General features: G+C 60.0%; 16 protein-coding genes. 4 read left to right on the top strand and 12 right to left on the bottom strand.

Going from position 1 to position 14,051, the window contains the following annotated elements; all coding sequences use genetic code 11:
- Positions 1 to 17 precede the first annotated feature (17 nt).
- Entirely contained in the window at positions 18 to 299 is a 282-nt protein-coding gene (locus V6093_RS23135; RefSeq protein ID WP_003252163.1) for a DUF3509 domain-containing protein, read from the top strand.
- A 187-nt stretch (positions 300 to 486) separates the two neighbouring features.
- Here the strand turns inward: V6093_RS23135 and V6093_RS23140 are convergent, their stop codons facing one another.
- The gene (locus V6093_RS23140) at positions 487 to 1,362 is read right to left on the bottom strand and encodes a TIGR02285 family protein (RefSeq protein ID WP_047604472.1); all 876 of its coding nucleotides are present in this window, start codon (positions 1,360 to 1,362) and stop codon (positions 487 to 489) included.
- Positions 1,363 to 1,382: 20 nt separating this feature from the next.
- Complete coding sequence (locus V6093_RS23145) at positions 1,383 to 2,582, bottom strand: CaiB/BaiF CoA-transferase family protein (RefSeq protein WP_003252168.1); 1,200 nt, start codon at positions 2,580 to 2,582, stop codon at positions 1,383 to 1,385.
- Between the two features lie 130 nt (positions 2,583 to 2,712).
- Here V6093_RS23145 and V6093_RS23150 point away from each other — a divergent pair, with 130 nt between their 5' ends.
- Both V6093_RS23150 and recJ read left to right on the top strand, forming a co-directional pair.
- Positions 2,713 to 3,255, top strand: coding sequence for a YaeQ family protein (locus V6093_RS23150; protein WP_003252169.1), 543 nt, complete (start codon positions 2,713 to 2,715; stop codon positions 3,253 to 3,255).
- An 8-nt stretch (positions 3,256 to 3,263) separates the two neighbouring features.
- Entirely contained in the window at positions 3,264 to 4,973 is a 1,710-nt protein-coding gene (gene recJ / locus V6093_RS23155; protein ID WP_004575452.1) for a single-stranded-DNA-specific exonuclease RecJ, read from the top strand.
- Between the two features lie 92 nt (positions 4,974 to 5,065).
- Here the strand turns inward: recJ and V6093_RS23160 are convergent, their stop codons facing one another.
- The 5 genes from V6093_RS23160 to V6093_RS23180 form a co-directional block, all read right to left on the bottom strand.
- On the bottom strand, positions 5,066 to 5,608 hold the full coding sequence (locus V6093_RS23160) for a hypothetical protein (protein ID WP_143999660.1): 543 nt from the start codon (positions 5,606 to 5,608) through the stop codon (positions 5,066 to 5,068).
- A 37-nt stretch (positions 5,609 to 5,645) separates the two neighbouring features.
- Complete coding sequence (locus tag V6093_RS23165) at positions 5,646 to 6,569, bottom strand: hypothetical protein (RefSeq protein ID WP_047604475.1); 924 nt, start codon at positions 6,567 to 6,569, stop codon at positions 5,646 to 5,648.
- Positions 6,566 to 7,159: a 2OG-Fe(II) oxygenase gene (locus V6093_RS23170; protein WP_172402836.1), complete on the bottom strand. Its 594-nt coding sequence runs from the start codon at positions 7,157 to 7,159 to the stop codon at positions 6,566 to 6,568. The genes V6093_RS23165 and V6093_RS23170 overlap by 4 nt, the downstream gene beginning before the upstream one ends.
- 296 nt (positions 7,160 to 7,455) lie before the next feature.
- Positions 7,456 to 7,734, bottom strand: coding sequence for a DUF3077 domain-containing protein (locus tag V6093_RS23175; protein WP_047604476.1), 279 nt, complete (start codon positions 7,732 to 7,734; stop codon positions 7,456 to 7,458).
- A 158-nt stretch (positions 7,735 to 7,892) separates the two neighbouring features.
- A complete protein-coding gene (locus tag V6093_RS23180; RefSeq protein WP_047604477.1) occupies positions 7,893 to 8,171 on the bottom strand; it encodes a hypothetical protein in 279 nt (92 codons plus the stop codon).
- A 798-nt stretch (positions 8,172 to 8,969) separates the two neighbouring features.
- On the opposite strand from V6093_RS23180, the gene V6093_RS23185 reads away from it, so the two are divergent.
- Complete coding sequence (locus tag V6093_RS23185; RefSeq protein WP_047604478.1) at positions 8,970 to 10,076, top strand: NADH:flavin oxidoreductase/NADH oxidase; 1,107 nt, start codon at positions 8,970 to 8,972, stop codon at positions 10,074 to 10,076.
- 10 nt (positions 10,077 to 10,086) lie between these two features.
- On the opposite strand, the gene V6093_RS23190 is transcribed toward V6093_RS23185, so the two are convergent.
- From V6093_RS23190 to V6093_RS23210, 5 genes are all read right to left on the bottom strand, one after another.
- Positions 10,087 to 10,419, bottom strand: a complete 333-nt coding sequence (locus V6093_RS23190; RefSeq protein ID WP_047604479.1) for a type II toxin-antitoxin system HicB family antitoxin — start codon at positions 10,417 to 10,419, stop codon at positions 10,087 to 10,089.
- The gene (locus V6093_RS23195) at positions 10,416 to 10,670 is read right to left on the bottom strand and encodes a type II toxin-antitoxin system HicA family toxin (protein WP_080756768.1); all 255 of its coding nucleotides are present in this window, start codon (positions 10,668 to 10,670) and stop codon (positions 10,416 to 10,418) included. The genes V6093_RS23190 and V6093_RS23195 overlap by 4 nt, the downstream gene beginning before the upstream one ends.
- Positions 10,671 to 10,901: 231 nt before the next feature.
- Positions 10,902 to 12,326, bottom strand: a complete 1,425-nt coding sequence (locus tag V6093_RS23200) for a gamma-aminobutyraldehyde dehydrogenase (protein WP_047604480.1) — start codon at positions 12,324 to 12,326, stop codon at positions 10,902 to 10,904.
- A gap of 17 nt (positions 12,327 to 12,343) precedes the next feature.
- On the bottom strand, positions 12,344 to 13,150 hold the full coding sequence (locus V6093_RS23205; RefSeq protein WP_003252179.1) for an ABC transporter permease: 807 nt from the start codon (positions 13,148 to 13,150) through the stop codon (positions 12,344 to 12,346).
- On the bottom strand, positions 13,140 to 14,051 hold the full coding sequence (locus tag V6093_RS23210; protein ID WP_003252181.1) for an ABC transporter permease: 912 nt from the start codon (positions 14,049 to 14,051) through the stop codon (positions 13,140 to 13,142). The genes V6093_RS23205 and V6093_RS23210 overlap by 11 nt, the downstream gene beginning before the upstream one ends.

Raw genomic sequence — 14,051 nt, forward strand, 5'->3', positions numbered from 1 at the left:
CGCAGCGAGTGATCCGGATGGAAAGAATCTGCAGCCTGCTCAACGAAGCCCTGACGCCCTATCAGACCCACCTCGGCATCGCCGATCCCAGTGGTAATCGCCAACTGACCGTTCACGACCCTCTCTCAGGTATTACCTTGCGGCGCACGGTCAGCGAGCGCCAATTGCAGGAGCAACGCCTGCTGATCGACCTCGTGGACGGCTTGCACCGAGACCTGCAGATAGCTGAGGGGCGGTTGCAGCCTTGTGTGATTGCGGCATTGCAGCATCGCCAACAACCGCAGGGAACCTTTGCCTGAGTGGCCTATCAGACAGTGTAGGGGCAGCCAGCCAGTGCTTTGCTCCGGCGCTGGCAAGGCTGCCACGGGAAGTCCTCAAGGGCTTTCGCTTGGCCCCGGGCGTCTTCCCCAGCGCCTGGGGTTTCTTTTTCTGGGCAGGCACGTATCCCTCGGCTGCTCCTGCAACGACGGTGCAGACCGGTTGGGCTTATTTGTCCTCAAAGAAACGCCGGCTTTCCTCCAGATAGTCCTCCCGCAATGCCAGGTCCAGCCAGCGGGCATACAACCCTGGCAACACATCCCGGCGCAGGGTGGGCAGCAACTGGTCGATGTGGGCAACTGCCGCACGCCCCAATTCGCTGTCTGAACAGCCCACATGCAGAAACTGGTAGCGATCCACGCCCTGCACAGTATGAAACTGGTAGTCAGCCAGTGACCCGCCTTGTTGTTGGATCAGGTAGCGAACTTCAGGCCAGTAGCCGAGCACCAGGCGCAGGCGCCCCAACTGCTGCATCTGCAGCAGGTTGGCGGTGGCCTCGTTGCCGTAGTGGCGGCTGAGCGCGCTGTCGGGTAACTGGCGCAAGATGCTGTCAATCTGCGTGCCGTAGCTGCGTTCCGCGACAATCCCAAGCTTTAGCGGGGCCTTGCTCAGCAGGCCATGCAGGTCCACCTGCTGGCCGTCGAGGTAGGGTGCCACCAGCGCCTGGTTTTCCTTGCGCAACACCAGGCCGCCGCTGAGCACGCCCAGCGATGGAACAGAAAAATGCACATATTTGGCCCGTTCCGGTGTCCACAGCAGGGTTGGGTCGCAGGTGAAGGTGTCACGGTCTTGCAGCATCTGCAGGCTGCGGGCGCGGTTGACCCGCACGATGCTGTGTTCGTACTCGGGCATCTGCCTTATCAGCAGCGGTAACAACTGGTCGATGACCCCCCGGCCTTCTTCCGGGCCATCAAAAATGGTGAACGGTGGCAGGTCGCGTACCAGCCAGAAGAGGTGCTCCTTGGCATGTGCGGGCTGCAACAGCAACGCAGGTAGCAGCCCGCAGAGCAGGACCAGGTGGCGTAGGCAGCGGGGCGCGCACATGGAACCGGTCAGCGCCAGGATCAGACCGTGCCCGCTGCGCGCAGGCTGGCGATGGCCGCTGCGTCGTAGCCCAGGCTGCCGAGCAGCGCCTCGGTATGCTCGCCCAAGGCCGGGCCGACCCATTCGCTAGAGCCGGGAGTCTCCGACAGCTTGGGCACGATGCCGGGCATGTGGAATGGCTTGCCATCCGGCAACTTGGCCTGCAGGAACATCTCGCGTGCCAGGTACTGGGGGTCGTTGAACATGTCTTCGGCCGAATAGATACGGCTGGCCGGCACTTCGGCAGTGGTCAGCACCTGCATCAGTTGCTCCAGTGGGAGGCTGTTGGCCCAGCGGTCGATTACCCCATACAGCTCGTCACGACGCAGGTCGCGGCCGTCGTTGCTGGCCAGGGTCGGGTCGTCGGCAAGGTCATCGCGACCGATGGCCTGCATGAAGCGCTTGAAGATCGCATCACCGTTGGCGCCGATCTGCACATGCTTGCCGTCGGCGCTTGTGTGGATGGAGGAGGGCGTGATGCCTGGCATGATGTTGCCGGTGCGTTCGCGGATGAAGCCGAACACATCGAATTCCGGGACCATGCTCTCCATCATGGCAAAGATCGCCTCGTACAGGGCCACGTCCACCACCTGGCCCTGGCCGCCATTGACTTCCCGGTGGCGCAGCGCCATCAGCGCGCCGATCACCCCCCACAGGGCGGCAATCGAGTCCCCGATGGAAATCCCGGTTCGCACCGGCGGGCGGTCATCGAAACCCGTGATGTAGCGCAGGCCGCCCATTGACTCGCCTACGGCACCGAAACCTGGCTGGTCTTTCATCGGCCCGGTCTGGCCAAAGCCCGACAGGCGCACCATCACCAGGCGCGGGTTCAGCGCATGCAGCACATCCCACCCCAAACCAAGTTTTTCCAGCACGCCCGGGCGAAAGTTTTCGATCAGGATGTCGGCCTCGGCCAGCAGGCGCTTGAGGATATCGCGGCCCTCGGGGTGCTTGAGGTTGAGGGTGAGCGACTGCTTGTTGCGGGCCTGCACGAACCACCACAGCGAGGTGCCCTCGTACAGCTTGCGCCACTTGCGCAGCGGGTCGCCGCCATCGGGCGATTCGACCTTGACCACTTCGGCGCCGAATTCGGCACAGATACGCGAGGCGAACGGCCCGGCGATCAGGGTACCGAGTTCGACAACTTTAAGGCCGGCGAGGGGTTTGCTGGGCGTCGACATGGGGTGTCCGTGGCAGTTGGGCAGAGCCGTGGTTTTATCACACGTCGGTTACGCCGGGTACTGCTGCGGGGCATGGAAGGTGCGGATGGGGTAGACTGTGCCACTTTCTTTTGCACGAAGCCCGTCGACCATGGCCCAGCCGTCCACCACCTACAAGTTCGAATTGAATCTCACCGACCTTGATCGCAACGTCTACGAAAGCGTCAAACAGACGATCGCTCGGCACCCTTCGGAAACCGAAGAGCGCATGGCAGTTCGTTTGTTGGCGTACGCGCTCTGGTACAACGAGAACTTGTCGTTTGGCCGCGGCCTGTCGGATGTCGATGAGCCAGCGCTGTGGGAAAAGAGCCTGGACGATCGCGTGCTGCACTGGATTGAAGTTGGCCAGCCTGATGCCGATCGTCTGACCTGGTGCTCGCGTCGTACCGAACGCACCAGCTTGCTGGCTTACGGCAGCCTGCGAGTGTGGGAAGGCAAAGTGGTGAGCGCGGTCAAGAACCTGAAAAACCTGAGCATTGCCGCTGTGCCGCAAGAGGTGCTGGAAACCCTGGCGACCGACATGCCGCGTAGCATCAAGTGGGACGTGATGATCAGTGAAGGTACGGTATTCGTGACTGACGACCGTGGCCAGCATGAAGTACAACTGCAGTGGCTGCTCGGTGAGCGTGGTTGAAGCAACCCATGCGTATCGAACCTCGTCCGCTGCCGCCGACCCTGCCATTTCTGGGTAACTTGCCACCCTTGCTGACCCGCCTTTACGCCGCGCGCGGCGTGCAGAGCGAGGCCGAGCTGGACAAAAGCCTGGCACGCCTGCTGCCGTACCAGCAGCTCAAGGGCATTGAGGCCGGTGTGGACCTGCTGGTCGAAGCCATCGACCAGCGCCAGCGCATCCTCATCGTCGGCGACTTCGATGCCGACGGTGCCACCGCCAGCACCGTCGGGGTGCTGGGCCTGCGCCTGCTGGGTGCGGCCCATGTCGATTACCTGGTGCCCAACCGCTTCGAGTACGGCTACGGCCTGACCCCGGAAATCGTCGAGGTGGCGCTGCAGCGCCAGCCGCAGTTGCTGATTACCGTGGACAACGGCATTTCCAGTGTCGACGGGGTGGCGGCCGCCAAGGCCGCCGGGCTCAAGGTGCTGGTCACCGACCACCACCTGCCGGGCGAGCAGTTGCCCGATGCCGATGCCATCATCAACCCCAACCAGCCGGGCTGCAGCTTTCCGAGCAAGTCCCTGGCCGGGGTAGGGGTGATCTTCTATGTGTTGATGGCCCTGCGCGCTCGCTTGCGCAGCCTTGGGCGGTACGAGGCGCAGCCACAGCCGAACATTGGCGAACTGCTCGATCTGGTGGCGCTGGGCAGTGTTGCTGACGTGGTACCGCTGGATGCCAATAACCGCATCCTGGTGCACCAAGGCCTCGAGCGCATCCGTGCCGGCCGAGCCCGACCGGGGCTGAAGGCCATTCTCGAAGTGGCCCGCCGTGATCACCGGCGCATCACCTCGACCGACCTCGGTTTCATCCTCGGCCCGCGGTTGAACGCCGCAGGGCGGCTGGACGACATGAGCCTGGGTATCGAATGCCTGCTGTGCGAAGACGCGGCGCTGGCCCAGGACATGGCCCAGCAGCTGGACGACCTGAACCAGGACCGCAAGTCCATCGAGCAGGGCATGCAGCGCGAGGCCCTGGCCCAGCTCAAGGACCTGCCGGTCGAGTCCATGCCCTACGGCTTGTGCCTGTTCGATGCCGATTGGCACCAAGGGGTGATCGGTATTCTGGCTTCGCGTCTGAAGGAACGTTACCACCGGCCGACCATTGCGTTCGCTGATGCTGGCGACGGCATGCTCAAAGGTTCGGCGCGCTCGGTGCCGGGGTTCCATATTCGCGATGCGCTGGATGCCGTGGCCGCGCGCCACCCGCAGCTGATCAGCAAGTTCGGCGGCCACGCCATGGCTGCCGGTTTGTCGTTGCCAGAAGGCAACTTCCCGGCATTCGCCGAGGCCTTCGACGAAGAAGTGCGGCGTCAACTGCGTGAAGAAGACCTGACCGGCCGGCTGTTGTCCGACGGCAGCCTGGCGGTAGAGGAGTTCCACCTCGACCTGGCCAAGGCCCTGCGCCATGCCGGCCCATGGGGCCAGCACTTCCCTGAGCCGCTGTTCCATGGCGTGTTCCAGTTGGTGGAGCAGCGTGTGGTTGGCGAACGGCACCTGAAAGTGGTGCTCAAGAGCGAATGTGGCTCGGTGCGGCTGGATGGCATTGCCTTCGGCATTGACCGCGAAGTGTGGCCAAACCCGACGGTGCGCTGGGTGGAGTTGGCGTACAAGCTGGATGTGAACGAGTTTCGCGGTAATGAGAGTGTGCAGTTGATGATTGCGCATATGGAGCCGCGCTGAGTTTAGCGTCAGGTGCCTGCCTTGGATCTTGCGCTGGGGCACAAATCGAGCGCCGCCCGCGCGGCGCTCGATCTCCCAGGTGCTGCTCAGGTTCAGTTGCACTCCTTTCTGGGGCGGTAGTAGATCGCCGCTGCCGCAATCAAGATGCTGATGCCGCTAAATGAGAAAATGATAACTGCTAGTGTGGTCTCCCGGTTTCTTACATTGATGACATGTGCCGCCATTGCAGAATCATAAAGAAACATTCCATTAGGAGCGATTAAGCGCTGAGCCGTTGCAGCGCTTTTAGAGGTTGCTATGTCAACAAAGAGTGGCGTATTTAGGTCCAGGCTCGCTGCGTCATAGTATATTTTTTCTGCATAAAGATGAGCGTTGTGGTGCTTTCCATTTGAAGTTTTAAACTTGATGCTGAACGTATAAAGAGATTTGTCGCTATCCCAGGTTTCAGGCTTGGAGGTGAGAAAGGCTGGAACTCGCGACCATAACTCTTCATTGGTGTTTTTGTGTTCGCGCCACATGAATGTGAAGCTGGTGCCTAGGGTGAGATTTATAAGTCCGCCTATTAATAGCGCTTTGGCTTGTTTGTGAGGCGGGAGTTCACGTATGAGTTTTAGCGATTGCTGCCAGATATTCATATCGGCTCGTTACGGCGTGGAGGGTTTTACAGGTTGGCTAGAAGTACTGATCCTGCTGCGCACTGCTACAGCATATGTAGTTATCTTGATTGTCCTGGTTGTCGTCAATAGGTACGGTAATTGATGGTGCTTGGTCGGGTGACTTTATACCATCTATACTTTCTATGCTTATAGTCAGTGTTGCGTCAGGGGCAGGTGTGTCAGGGGTAGATGTCACCGCTACTGAGTTGCTGCTGGAGTTTCCGCTAAGGGGAGGCGGTTGCGTTGAATTGAAAGTCTCGCTCCCTGTTGGGGCGGTGTGAGCCTGGCTGCTATCTGGAAAACTTAGTGGTTCGGTGCCTAGGGATATTTCTGAAGAGTCAGGGTTCCAGTTAACGGTTGTGATCATTCCCTGGTGGGTGGAAAGTATCTGGTCAGGTGAAGCGAGTGTGAAGTCAGGCGCAATCCGTGGCGCGGTAAAACCAGTAAGGTCACCTTGACTCAGCAGGCTGGTAAAGAGTGGAGCCATCTTGTCGTAAGCTGCTTTAGCCAGGTCAGAATTGAAGATGCTATAGAGTGTGGCGGTTACGCCCACGACTGTGGCCCCTCCAGCAATTAAAGGTGCTCCGGCCAGAATGGCGAACGAGGCCACGATGCCTGCGACGTTGCTTGCCAAACTTATGACATCTCCGCTCTTAATTTCCGCGCCCTCTTTGAGGTCTGCCGCGACTTTCAGGAAGGTCACGGTGCCAGAAAGGGTATTGGTAACAATGTTAATGAAGGGTACAGCACCTATCGGGAGGTGAGTGACGGAGACTACTGAGGCTATCGCCGTAGTTGTCTGTGCTGTTTGGATGACTAGTGAAAATCCGGTTTTATCTGTGTTGAATTGGTCGTGGATTGCTGCTGCTCCCCCAGTTTGATTGATGGGTTTTGCCGTTTTATCTATTACTGCTACTATCAGTTCGGCGCGTGTGCTCATTGTTTAATATCCTTATTCATGGTCTTGAAAGCGATAGTGATTCGCAATTTGTCGCAGTCAACGGTGGGCGCTCTGGCTCTGTGCGGTATGTGTCCGTCGAAAATCGCTATGCGTCCCGGCTTTGGTTGTATGGCAGCGATGGTGTCATTCTTCTGCTGATCGAATAGAATCAGTTCGCCGCCCCATGTGGTTTCCCACTGGGCATTGCAGAAGAGGACTGCGGTTTTTCCAGGTTCAATTGATTTGTTATCTCTATGAATAGGACTGTCTTGGCCGAAAGTCTGGCCGTTTGCGTAAACACCCAGCAGCAAACAGTCACGCATGTGAGCAAGCTGCGTGCGCCTCCAAATATCAAGTAGAAAGCCCCAATGGCTGTCGCTGGCCAGTTCATGCTCGCAGCACTCCAGTGAGGTACGTTTGCTACCGGCTATGAAGATGTGCCAGCAAGGACGTGCGAGGGGAATTGTATTAATGGGCCAGCCATATCTCCATATTGCACCCGAAAATGAATTTGTGAGTAAATTTTGCTCGTGTTCAGTAATGAACTTATCTAATACTTTCGGTTTTTCTGTAAAGGGGATATCCGTCATTGACTCAACTCGCGAGCGTGGAGGTCGGGTTTGTGCGAACTGCGTGATTGGCTTCATTGGTCGCCGTGACGTGATGGACAATAGTATTTGAGAGGCAGACCAGCGATAGGAGGAGGGAGATGTTGCTTGAGAAGAATTTCCCAAGAGAACGTAGAACTTTAAGTAATAGGCTGTAGGATTTTTCTAAGATGCCCGGTAGGCCGGGTGGAAAGGGTTGTCGTGGGTGGTACTACCCTAGCGCTTAAAGGGCGGTCGACTTTTGCTGATTACAGTCAGACCGCGGAATGAAGGAAGTTTCAGTCACCCAACGGTTTATGCGTCATGCCCAGCTCGGCATCATCCATCAGTGCCTTGGCCATGGCACTCAGGTAATGGGATGCCCAGATCATCATCGGTTTTTCATCCATCAGACCGATGATGGTCAGCTCTCTTACATAGCCCATCAACTCCGATGCCTGCTCGCGGGCATCCCGGCAGGGAATGCCTGGCTCGATGCGGAACAGGGGATGGGTCTGGTGTTCGCCTTGGAAGAAGGTGGTTTTGCCGACAGTGAATTGGGTGTCGTCTGTGGTCATCGATTCCTCTCCTGAAATTTCCTGATTGCCTGTTCTGGCCTCTTCGCGGCGGTTCGACGCCTCGATGAACCCGCTCCCACAGGTCAGGCGTAAGCCTTGGAGCCTGTGATGACCCTGTGGGAGCGGGTTCACCCGCGAAGAGGCCAGCAAATCTAACCTCAATGAAGGCTGGTACTCCGCTCCAAGGCGAGTGACAGCGCATCCGCCTGACCCCAGGCAATCTGCATGGCACGCAGCCCATTCACCAGCGATTCCCGGGTGCGGTCATCTTCGATGGCATCGAGGGTTCGGTGGCAATGGTTATAGGCGAGCATCAGGTAATGGGTGATCTTCACCACATGATCGATGGGCACGATGCCATCGCTGACGGCGTTGGTGAGGGTCTTGTCGGAGGGAAGGTCGAAATGATGGGGTGGGTCGGGGAGGATCTTTTTCATAGCAATTCCTTGAAGATTTAAGGAGTTGCCACCGCCGTTTCCACACGAAGGGCGGCAACTGTACACGGGGTGGAAAACCGGTCTTCAAGGAACCCCGGTAGGCCATACGGCCTCCCGTGTACAGCTGCCATTACGACAGGCACTTGAAGATTGACCGGGTTTCCACACCCGCATCGCTGATGCTTTCAGCGACACGAAAAGCCTAAAGGGCGGTGTTTCCAGGAACAATCAGACGCGAGTCGACAGGGTCTGTAGGATATTTTCCTCAGCTAGGCATCGCCAGCTCATATGTGTAGGAAACGTCTGATACATGCGTCGGACCATTCAGAAATCCCGGGGCCGTACTAAGGCCATTAAGTGCCTGCCTTGATTCTTGCAGGGTTGCGGAAGTCGAGCGCCGCCCGCGCGGCGCATCGCGGATAAATCCGCTCCTACAGTTTGTTTCGGGCCAGTCACTCCTGTGAGGCCACCGCTGTTCGCCTTGTTTGTTCCCTTCGATATCGAGGTGGGCACCACTGCTTTTCATCGGTCTTCAGCCATGCATCAAGGCGGTCCCTGTTGGCGGCACAGGAGTGATTGGCCCGAAACAGATGTAGGAGCGGATTTATCCGCGATGCGCCGCGCGGGCGGCGCTCGATCTCACAGGCGCTGCAAACCTTTCGGCGAACCCCTCGCCATCCCACAGAACCTTCCCCCCCACCAATCTGGTCTAGTCTCATTAATGACCGGCACCGGGCCAGGGATGTGCACTTGAGTGTCCGGGCCGGATCACCATTGGAGTCCTTGGGAGGTGCCCTCATGAGCCTGCTGCTTGAGCCTTACACCCTGCGTCAGCTGACGCTGCCCAACCGCATCGCGGTCTCGCCGATGTGCCAGTATTCCGCCATCGATGGCCTGGCCAACGATTGGCATCTCGTTCACTTGGGCTGCCGCGCCGTGGGTGGCGCTGGCCTGGTCATCAGCGAAGCCGTTGCGGTGACTGCCGATGGTCGCATCACCGCCGAAGACCTAGGCTTGTGGAACGACGACCAGATCGTCCCGTTGCAGCGCATCACCCGTTTCATTACTGCGCAAGGCGCCGTGCCGGGTATCCAGTTGGCCCACGCCGGGCGCAAGGCCAGTACCTATCGGCCATGGCTGGGCAAGCAGGGCAGCGTGAAGCTCGAAGACGGCGGCTGGCAGCCCGTGGGGCCGTCGAAAATCGCCTTCGACCCGCAGCACACACCGCCACGCGAGTTGAGCAAGGACGAAATCCAGGATGTGATCGACGCCTTCGTCGCCTCGACCGAGCGGGCGCTCAAGGCCGGCTTCAAGGTGGTCGAGATCCACGCCGCCCATGGTTATCTGCTGCACCAGTTTCTCTCACCGCTGAGCAACCAGCGCCGTGACGAATACGGCAGTTGCTTCGAGAATCGAATCCGCCTGACCCTGCAGGTGGTGGAGGCCGTGCGCAAGGTCTGGCCGGCCGAATTGCCGCTGTTCGTGCGGGTATCGGCGACTGACTGGGTCGAGGACGGCTGGAACCCGGATGAAACCGTCGAACTGGCTCGTCGCCTGCGGGGGCTGGGTGTCGACCTGATCGATGTGTCCTCCGGTGGTACCTCGGTCAACGCCGAAATTCCTACAGGCCCTGGCTATCAGACGCGCTTTGCAGAGCGCGTGCGCAAGGAAGCAGAGATCGCCACCGGCACCGTCGGCATGATCACTGAACCTGCCCAGGCCGAGCACATTCTGCGTACCGGGCAGGCCGACTTGATCTTCCTGGCTCGGGAGCTGCTGCGCGATCCTTACTGGCCGCTGCATGCCGATGATGATCTGGGTGGCAACAAGGCCACTTGGCCGGCGCAGTACCAAAGGGCGACCAGCCGCGCCAATCCGATACATGAGTCGGACTTGCGGGATTAAGCTACTGCATTCAGCTGAATGCGGCCTGGCTGAGGATGTCACTTACCCATTGGTTAATGCTCTTTTCCGCCAGTTCGGCTTTAGCAGCCACGCTGGCGTGAAGAGCAGGTTCAAGACGCAGGCTCAGCTTTCCCGAGTAAGCTTTCTGAGGTTTCCTTCCGAGTTTTTCGCAAGTCTCGATGTAGTCATCGACAGCTTCTTCGAATGCTCGACGGAGCTCACTGATTGATTCACCGTGAAAGCCGATCACGTCACGGATGCCGGCAACATGACCGATCAGTAACTGGTCTTCATCGCTGTAATCAATGCGTGCGGCATAGCCGCGGTAGGTCATTACATTCATGGTGTTACTCCTGCCTGTTCCAGGAACTGGCGCGCGCTCCGCACCTGATAGGATTTGGCATCCTTGTCGGGATGCGGTCGATGGTACGTGGCAATGGTCTCATTAAGCTCGAAGCGCACCCGCGATCCACGGCCTTCGATCGCCTTGGCGCCTATCGATATCAGAAATGACTCCAAACGCGGCCACTCCAGCGACTTTGGAACCGGCTTTTTGAAAATGGCTTCAAAGGTCGATCTTTGATGATTATTCATGGTATCAGAATATGATACCAGCTGATTGTTGGTATGTAGGATGGGCGGAGCCCTATCTGTAGGAGTGGTCTTGCGAGTTAGGGGTGCTGGGCGTCGACGTTAGCCGTGCATGGCGGTAGTCGTGTTGTGTGGCGAAAATCGAGCGCCGCCAGCGCGGCGCATCGCGAGCTGCACGTACGATGCTCGATCTCACAGGCGCTAAACCCCTATAGCCCTACACCACCGGCCCCCTCAATGCTTGATCATCACATGCCGCACACAGGTGTAGTCCTCCAGCCCATACATCGACATGTCCTTGCCATACCCCGAATGCTTCTGCCCGCCATGGGGCATTTCGCTGACCAGCATGAAGTGGGTGTTCACCCAGGTGCAGCCGTACTGCAAGCGCGCCGCCAGGCGGTGGGCGCGGCCGGTGTCGCGGGTCCATACCGATGAGGCCAGGCCGTAGTTGGAGTCGTTGGCCCATTCCAGCGCCTGCGCTTCGTCTGTGAAGCGGGTGACCGAAACCACCGGGCCGAACACTTCGTTGCGCACGATCTCGTCGTCCTGCAGGGCGTCGGCCAGCACGGTCGGCTCGAAGTAGAAACCCTCGCCATCAATCACCTTGCCACCCGTCACCAGGCGAATGTGTGGCTGGGCGATGGCCCGCTGCACCAGCCCGGCCACCTTGTCGCGGTGCTGGGCACTGATCAATGGCCCCAGCTCGGTGTCCTCGGCCTCTTGCAGGCCAGGTTTCAGGCTCGCTACTGCTGCACCCAGGCGCTCGACGAAGCGCTCGTAGATCCCGTCCTGCACATACAGGCGGCAGGCTGCGGTGCAGTCCTGGCCAGCGTTGTAGAAGCCGAAGGTGCGGATGCCGTCGATGGCGGCATCGATGTCTGCGTCATCGAACACCAGCACCGGCGCTTTGCCGCCCAATTCCATGTGCATGCGTTTCACGCTGTCGGCGGTGGCACTGATGATGTGCGCGCCGGTGGGGATCGAGCCGGTCAGCGACACCATGCGCACCTTGGGATGGGTTATCAACGGGTTGCCGACCGTCTGGCCGCGGCCGAAGAGAATGTTCAGCACCCCCGGCGGTAGCAAGTCCTGGGCCAGCTCGCCCAGGCGCAGGGCCGTCAGTGGCGTCAGTTCGGATGGCTTTATCACCACGGTGTTGCCGGCAGCCAGGGCCGGGGCGATCTTCCAGGCCAGCATCATCAGCGGGTAGTTCCACGGCGCGATGGACGCCACCACGCCCAACGGGTCGCGGCGGATCATCGAGGTGTGGCCCGGCAGGTACTCGCCTGCCGCCGAGCCGCCCAGGCAGCGCGCAGCACCGGCAAAGTAACGGAACACGTCGGCAATCGCCGGGATCTCGTCATTCAGTGCAGCGCTCAGGGGCTTGCCGCAGTTCTGCGATTCCAGCCGGGCCAGTTCATCGCCATGGGCTTCGATGGCGTCGGCCAGCGCCAGCAAGGCCTGCGAACGTTCTTTAGGACTGGTTTGCGACCAGCTGTCGAAGGCTTGGTCGGCAGCGCGCACGGCGCTGTCTACCTGTGCCTCGGTGGCTTCGTTGATCTGCGCCAGGGCAGTGCCCAGCGCCGGGTTGAGCACGGTCCAGGCCGGGCCTTGGCCAGCGATCAGCTGGCCATTGATCAGCATCTGCGTTTGCATCGGGGACTCCTCCAGGGTCATTTTCCACCGCCCGCGACGCTGTCTCCGCCACGGGTCAGGTAATAGGCGCCAAGAATCGGCAGCATGGTCACCAGCATCACCAGCATGGCGACAACGTTGGTCACGGGCACGTCGCGTGGGCGGCTGAGCTGGTTGAGCAGCCAGATTGGCAGGGTGCGCTCATGGCCGGCGGTGAACGTGGTGACGATGATTTCATCGAACGACAAGGCAAAGGCCAGCATGCCGCCCGCCAGCAGCGCCGAGCCGAGGTTGGGCAGGACGATGTAGCGGAAGGTCTGCCAACCGTCGGCACCAAGGTCCATCGAGGCTTCGATCAGGCTTTGCGAGGTACGCCGCAGGCGGGCGATCACGTTGTTGTAGACGATCACCACGCAGAACGTGGCGTGGCCGACTACGATGGTGAACACCCCGGGCTCTATCCCAAGCGTCTTGAACGCCGAGAGCAGGGCGATGCCGGTGATGATGCCTGGCAGGGCAATGGGCAGGATCAGCACCAGCGAAATGCTCTCCTTGCCGAAGAAGCTGCGCCGATAGAGCGCCGCCGAGGCCAGCGTACCGAGCACCAGTGCGATCAAAGTGGCCAGGCAAGCCACCTGCAGTGACAGCTTGATTGCCTCGAGCACATCGGGCCGGGCAAAGGCCACGTCGATCCACTTCAGGGTAAAGCCCTTGGGTGGAAAGCTGAACGCCGCGTCTTCGGTGTTGAAGGCGTACAGGAAGATGATCAGGATCGGGAAGTGCAGGAACAGCAACCCGCCCCAGGCCGCCAGGCGCAGCCCTGCAGACGCTTTTTCAGAGTGCATCGAAGGCCCCCAGACGCTTGACGATGGCCAGGTATACCGCGATCAGCACAATGGGCACCAAGGTGAACGCGGCGGCCATCGGCATGTTGCCGATCGCCCCTTGCTGGGCATAGACCATGCTGCCGATGAAGTAGCCGGGCGGCCCGACCAGCTGCGGCACGATGAAGTCGCCCAGGGTGAGCGAGAAGGTGAAGATCGAGCCGGCGGCGATGCCGGGGATCGACAGCGGCAGGATCACCTGCACGAAGGTTTGCCCCGGCCGTGCGCCCAGGTCGGCCGAAGCCTGCAGCAGCGACGGTGGCAAGCGCTCCAGCGAGGCCTGGATCGGCAGGATCATGAATGGCAGCCAGATGTACACGAACACCAGGAAGCGCCCCAGGTGCGAAGTCGACAGCGTGCTGCCGCCCACGCCCGGCACGGCCAGCACCGCCTGCAGCAGGCCGTCCAGGTGCAACTGCTGGACGAACCATTGGGCCACACCGCCCTTGGCCAATAGCAGGGTCCAGGCATAGGTCTTGACGATGTAGCTGGCCCACATCGGCATCATCACCGCGATGTAGAAAAACGCCTTGGTCTTGCCGCTGGTGTAACGCGCCATGTAATAGGCGATGGGGAAGGCCAGTACCGCGCTGGCCAGCGACACCGCCACCGCCATGCCCAGGGTGCGCAGGATGATGTCGAAGTTCGACGGGTTGAACAGTGCGGCGAAGTTGCCCAGGGTCAGGTCCGGGGTCACCGCCATGGTGAAGTCGTCGAAGGTATAGAAGCCCTGCCACAGCAGGTTCAGCAGCGAACCCAGGTAAATCGCGCCGAACCAGGTCAGCGGCGGGATCAACAGCAGTGCCAGGTACAGGTTGGGGCGCCGGTACAGCAGGTTGGACAGGGCGCGCAGTGTGCTCAT

This window comes from Pseudomonas putida group bacterium ESBL64, from assembly GCF_045277175.1.
Lineage (GTDB): Bacteria > Pseudomonadota > Gammaproteobacteria > Pseudomonadales > Pseudomonadaceae > Aquipseudomonas > Aquipseudomonas alloputida.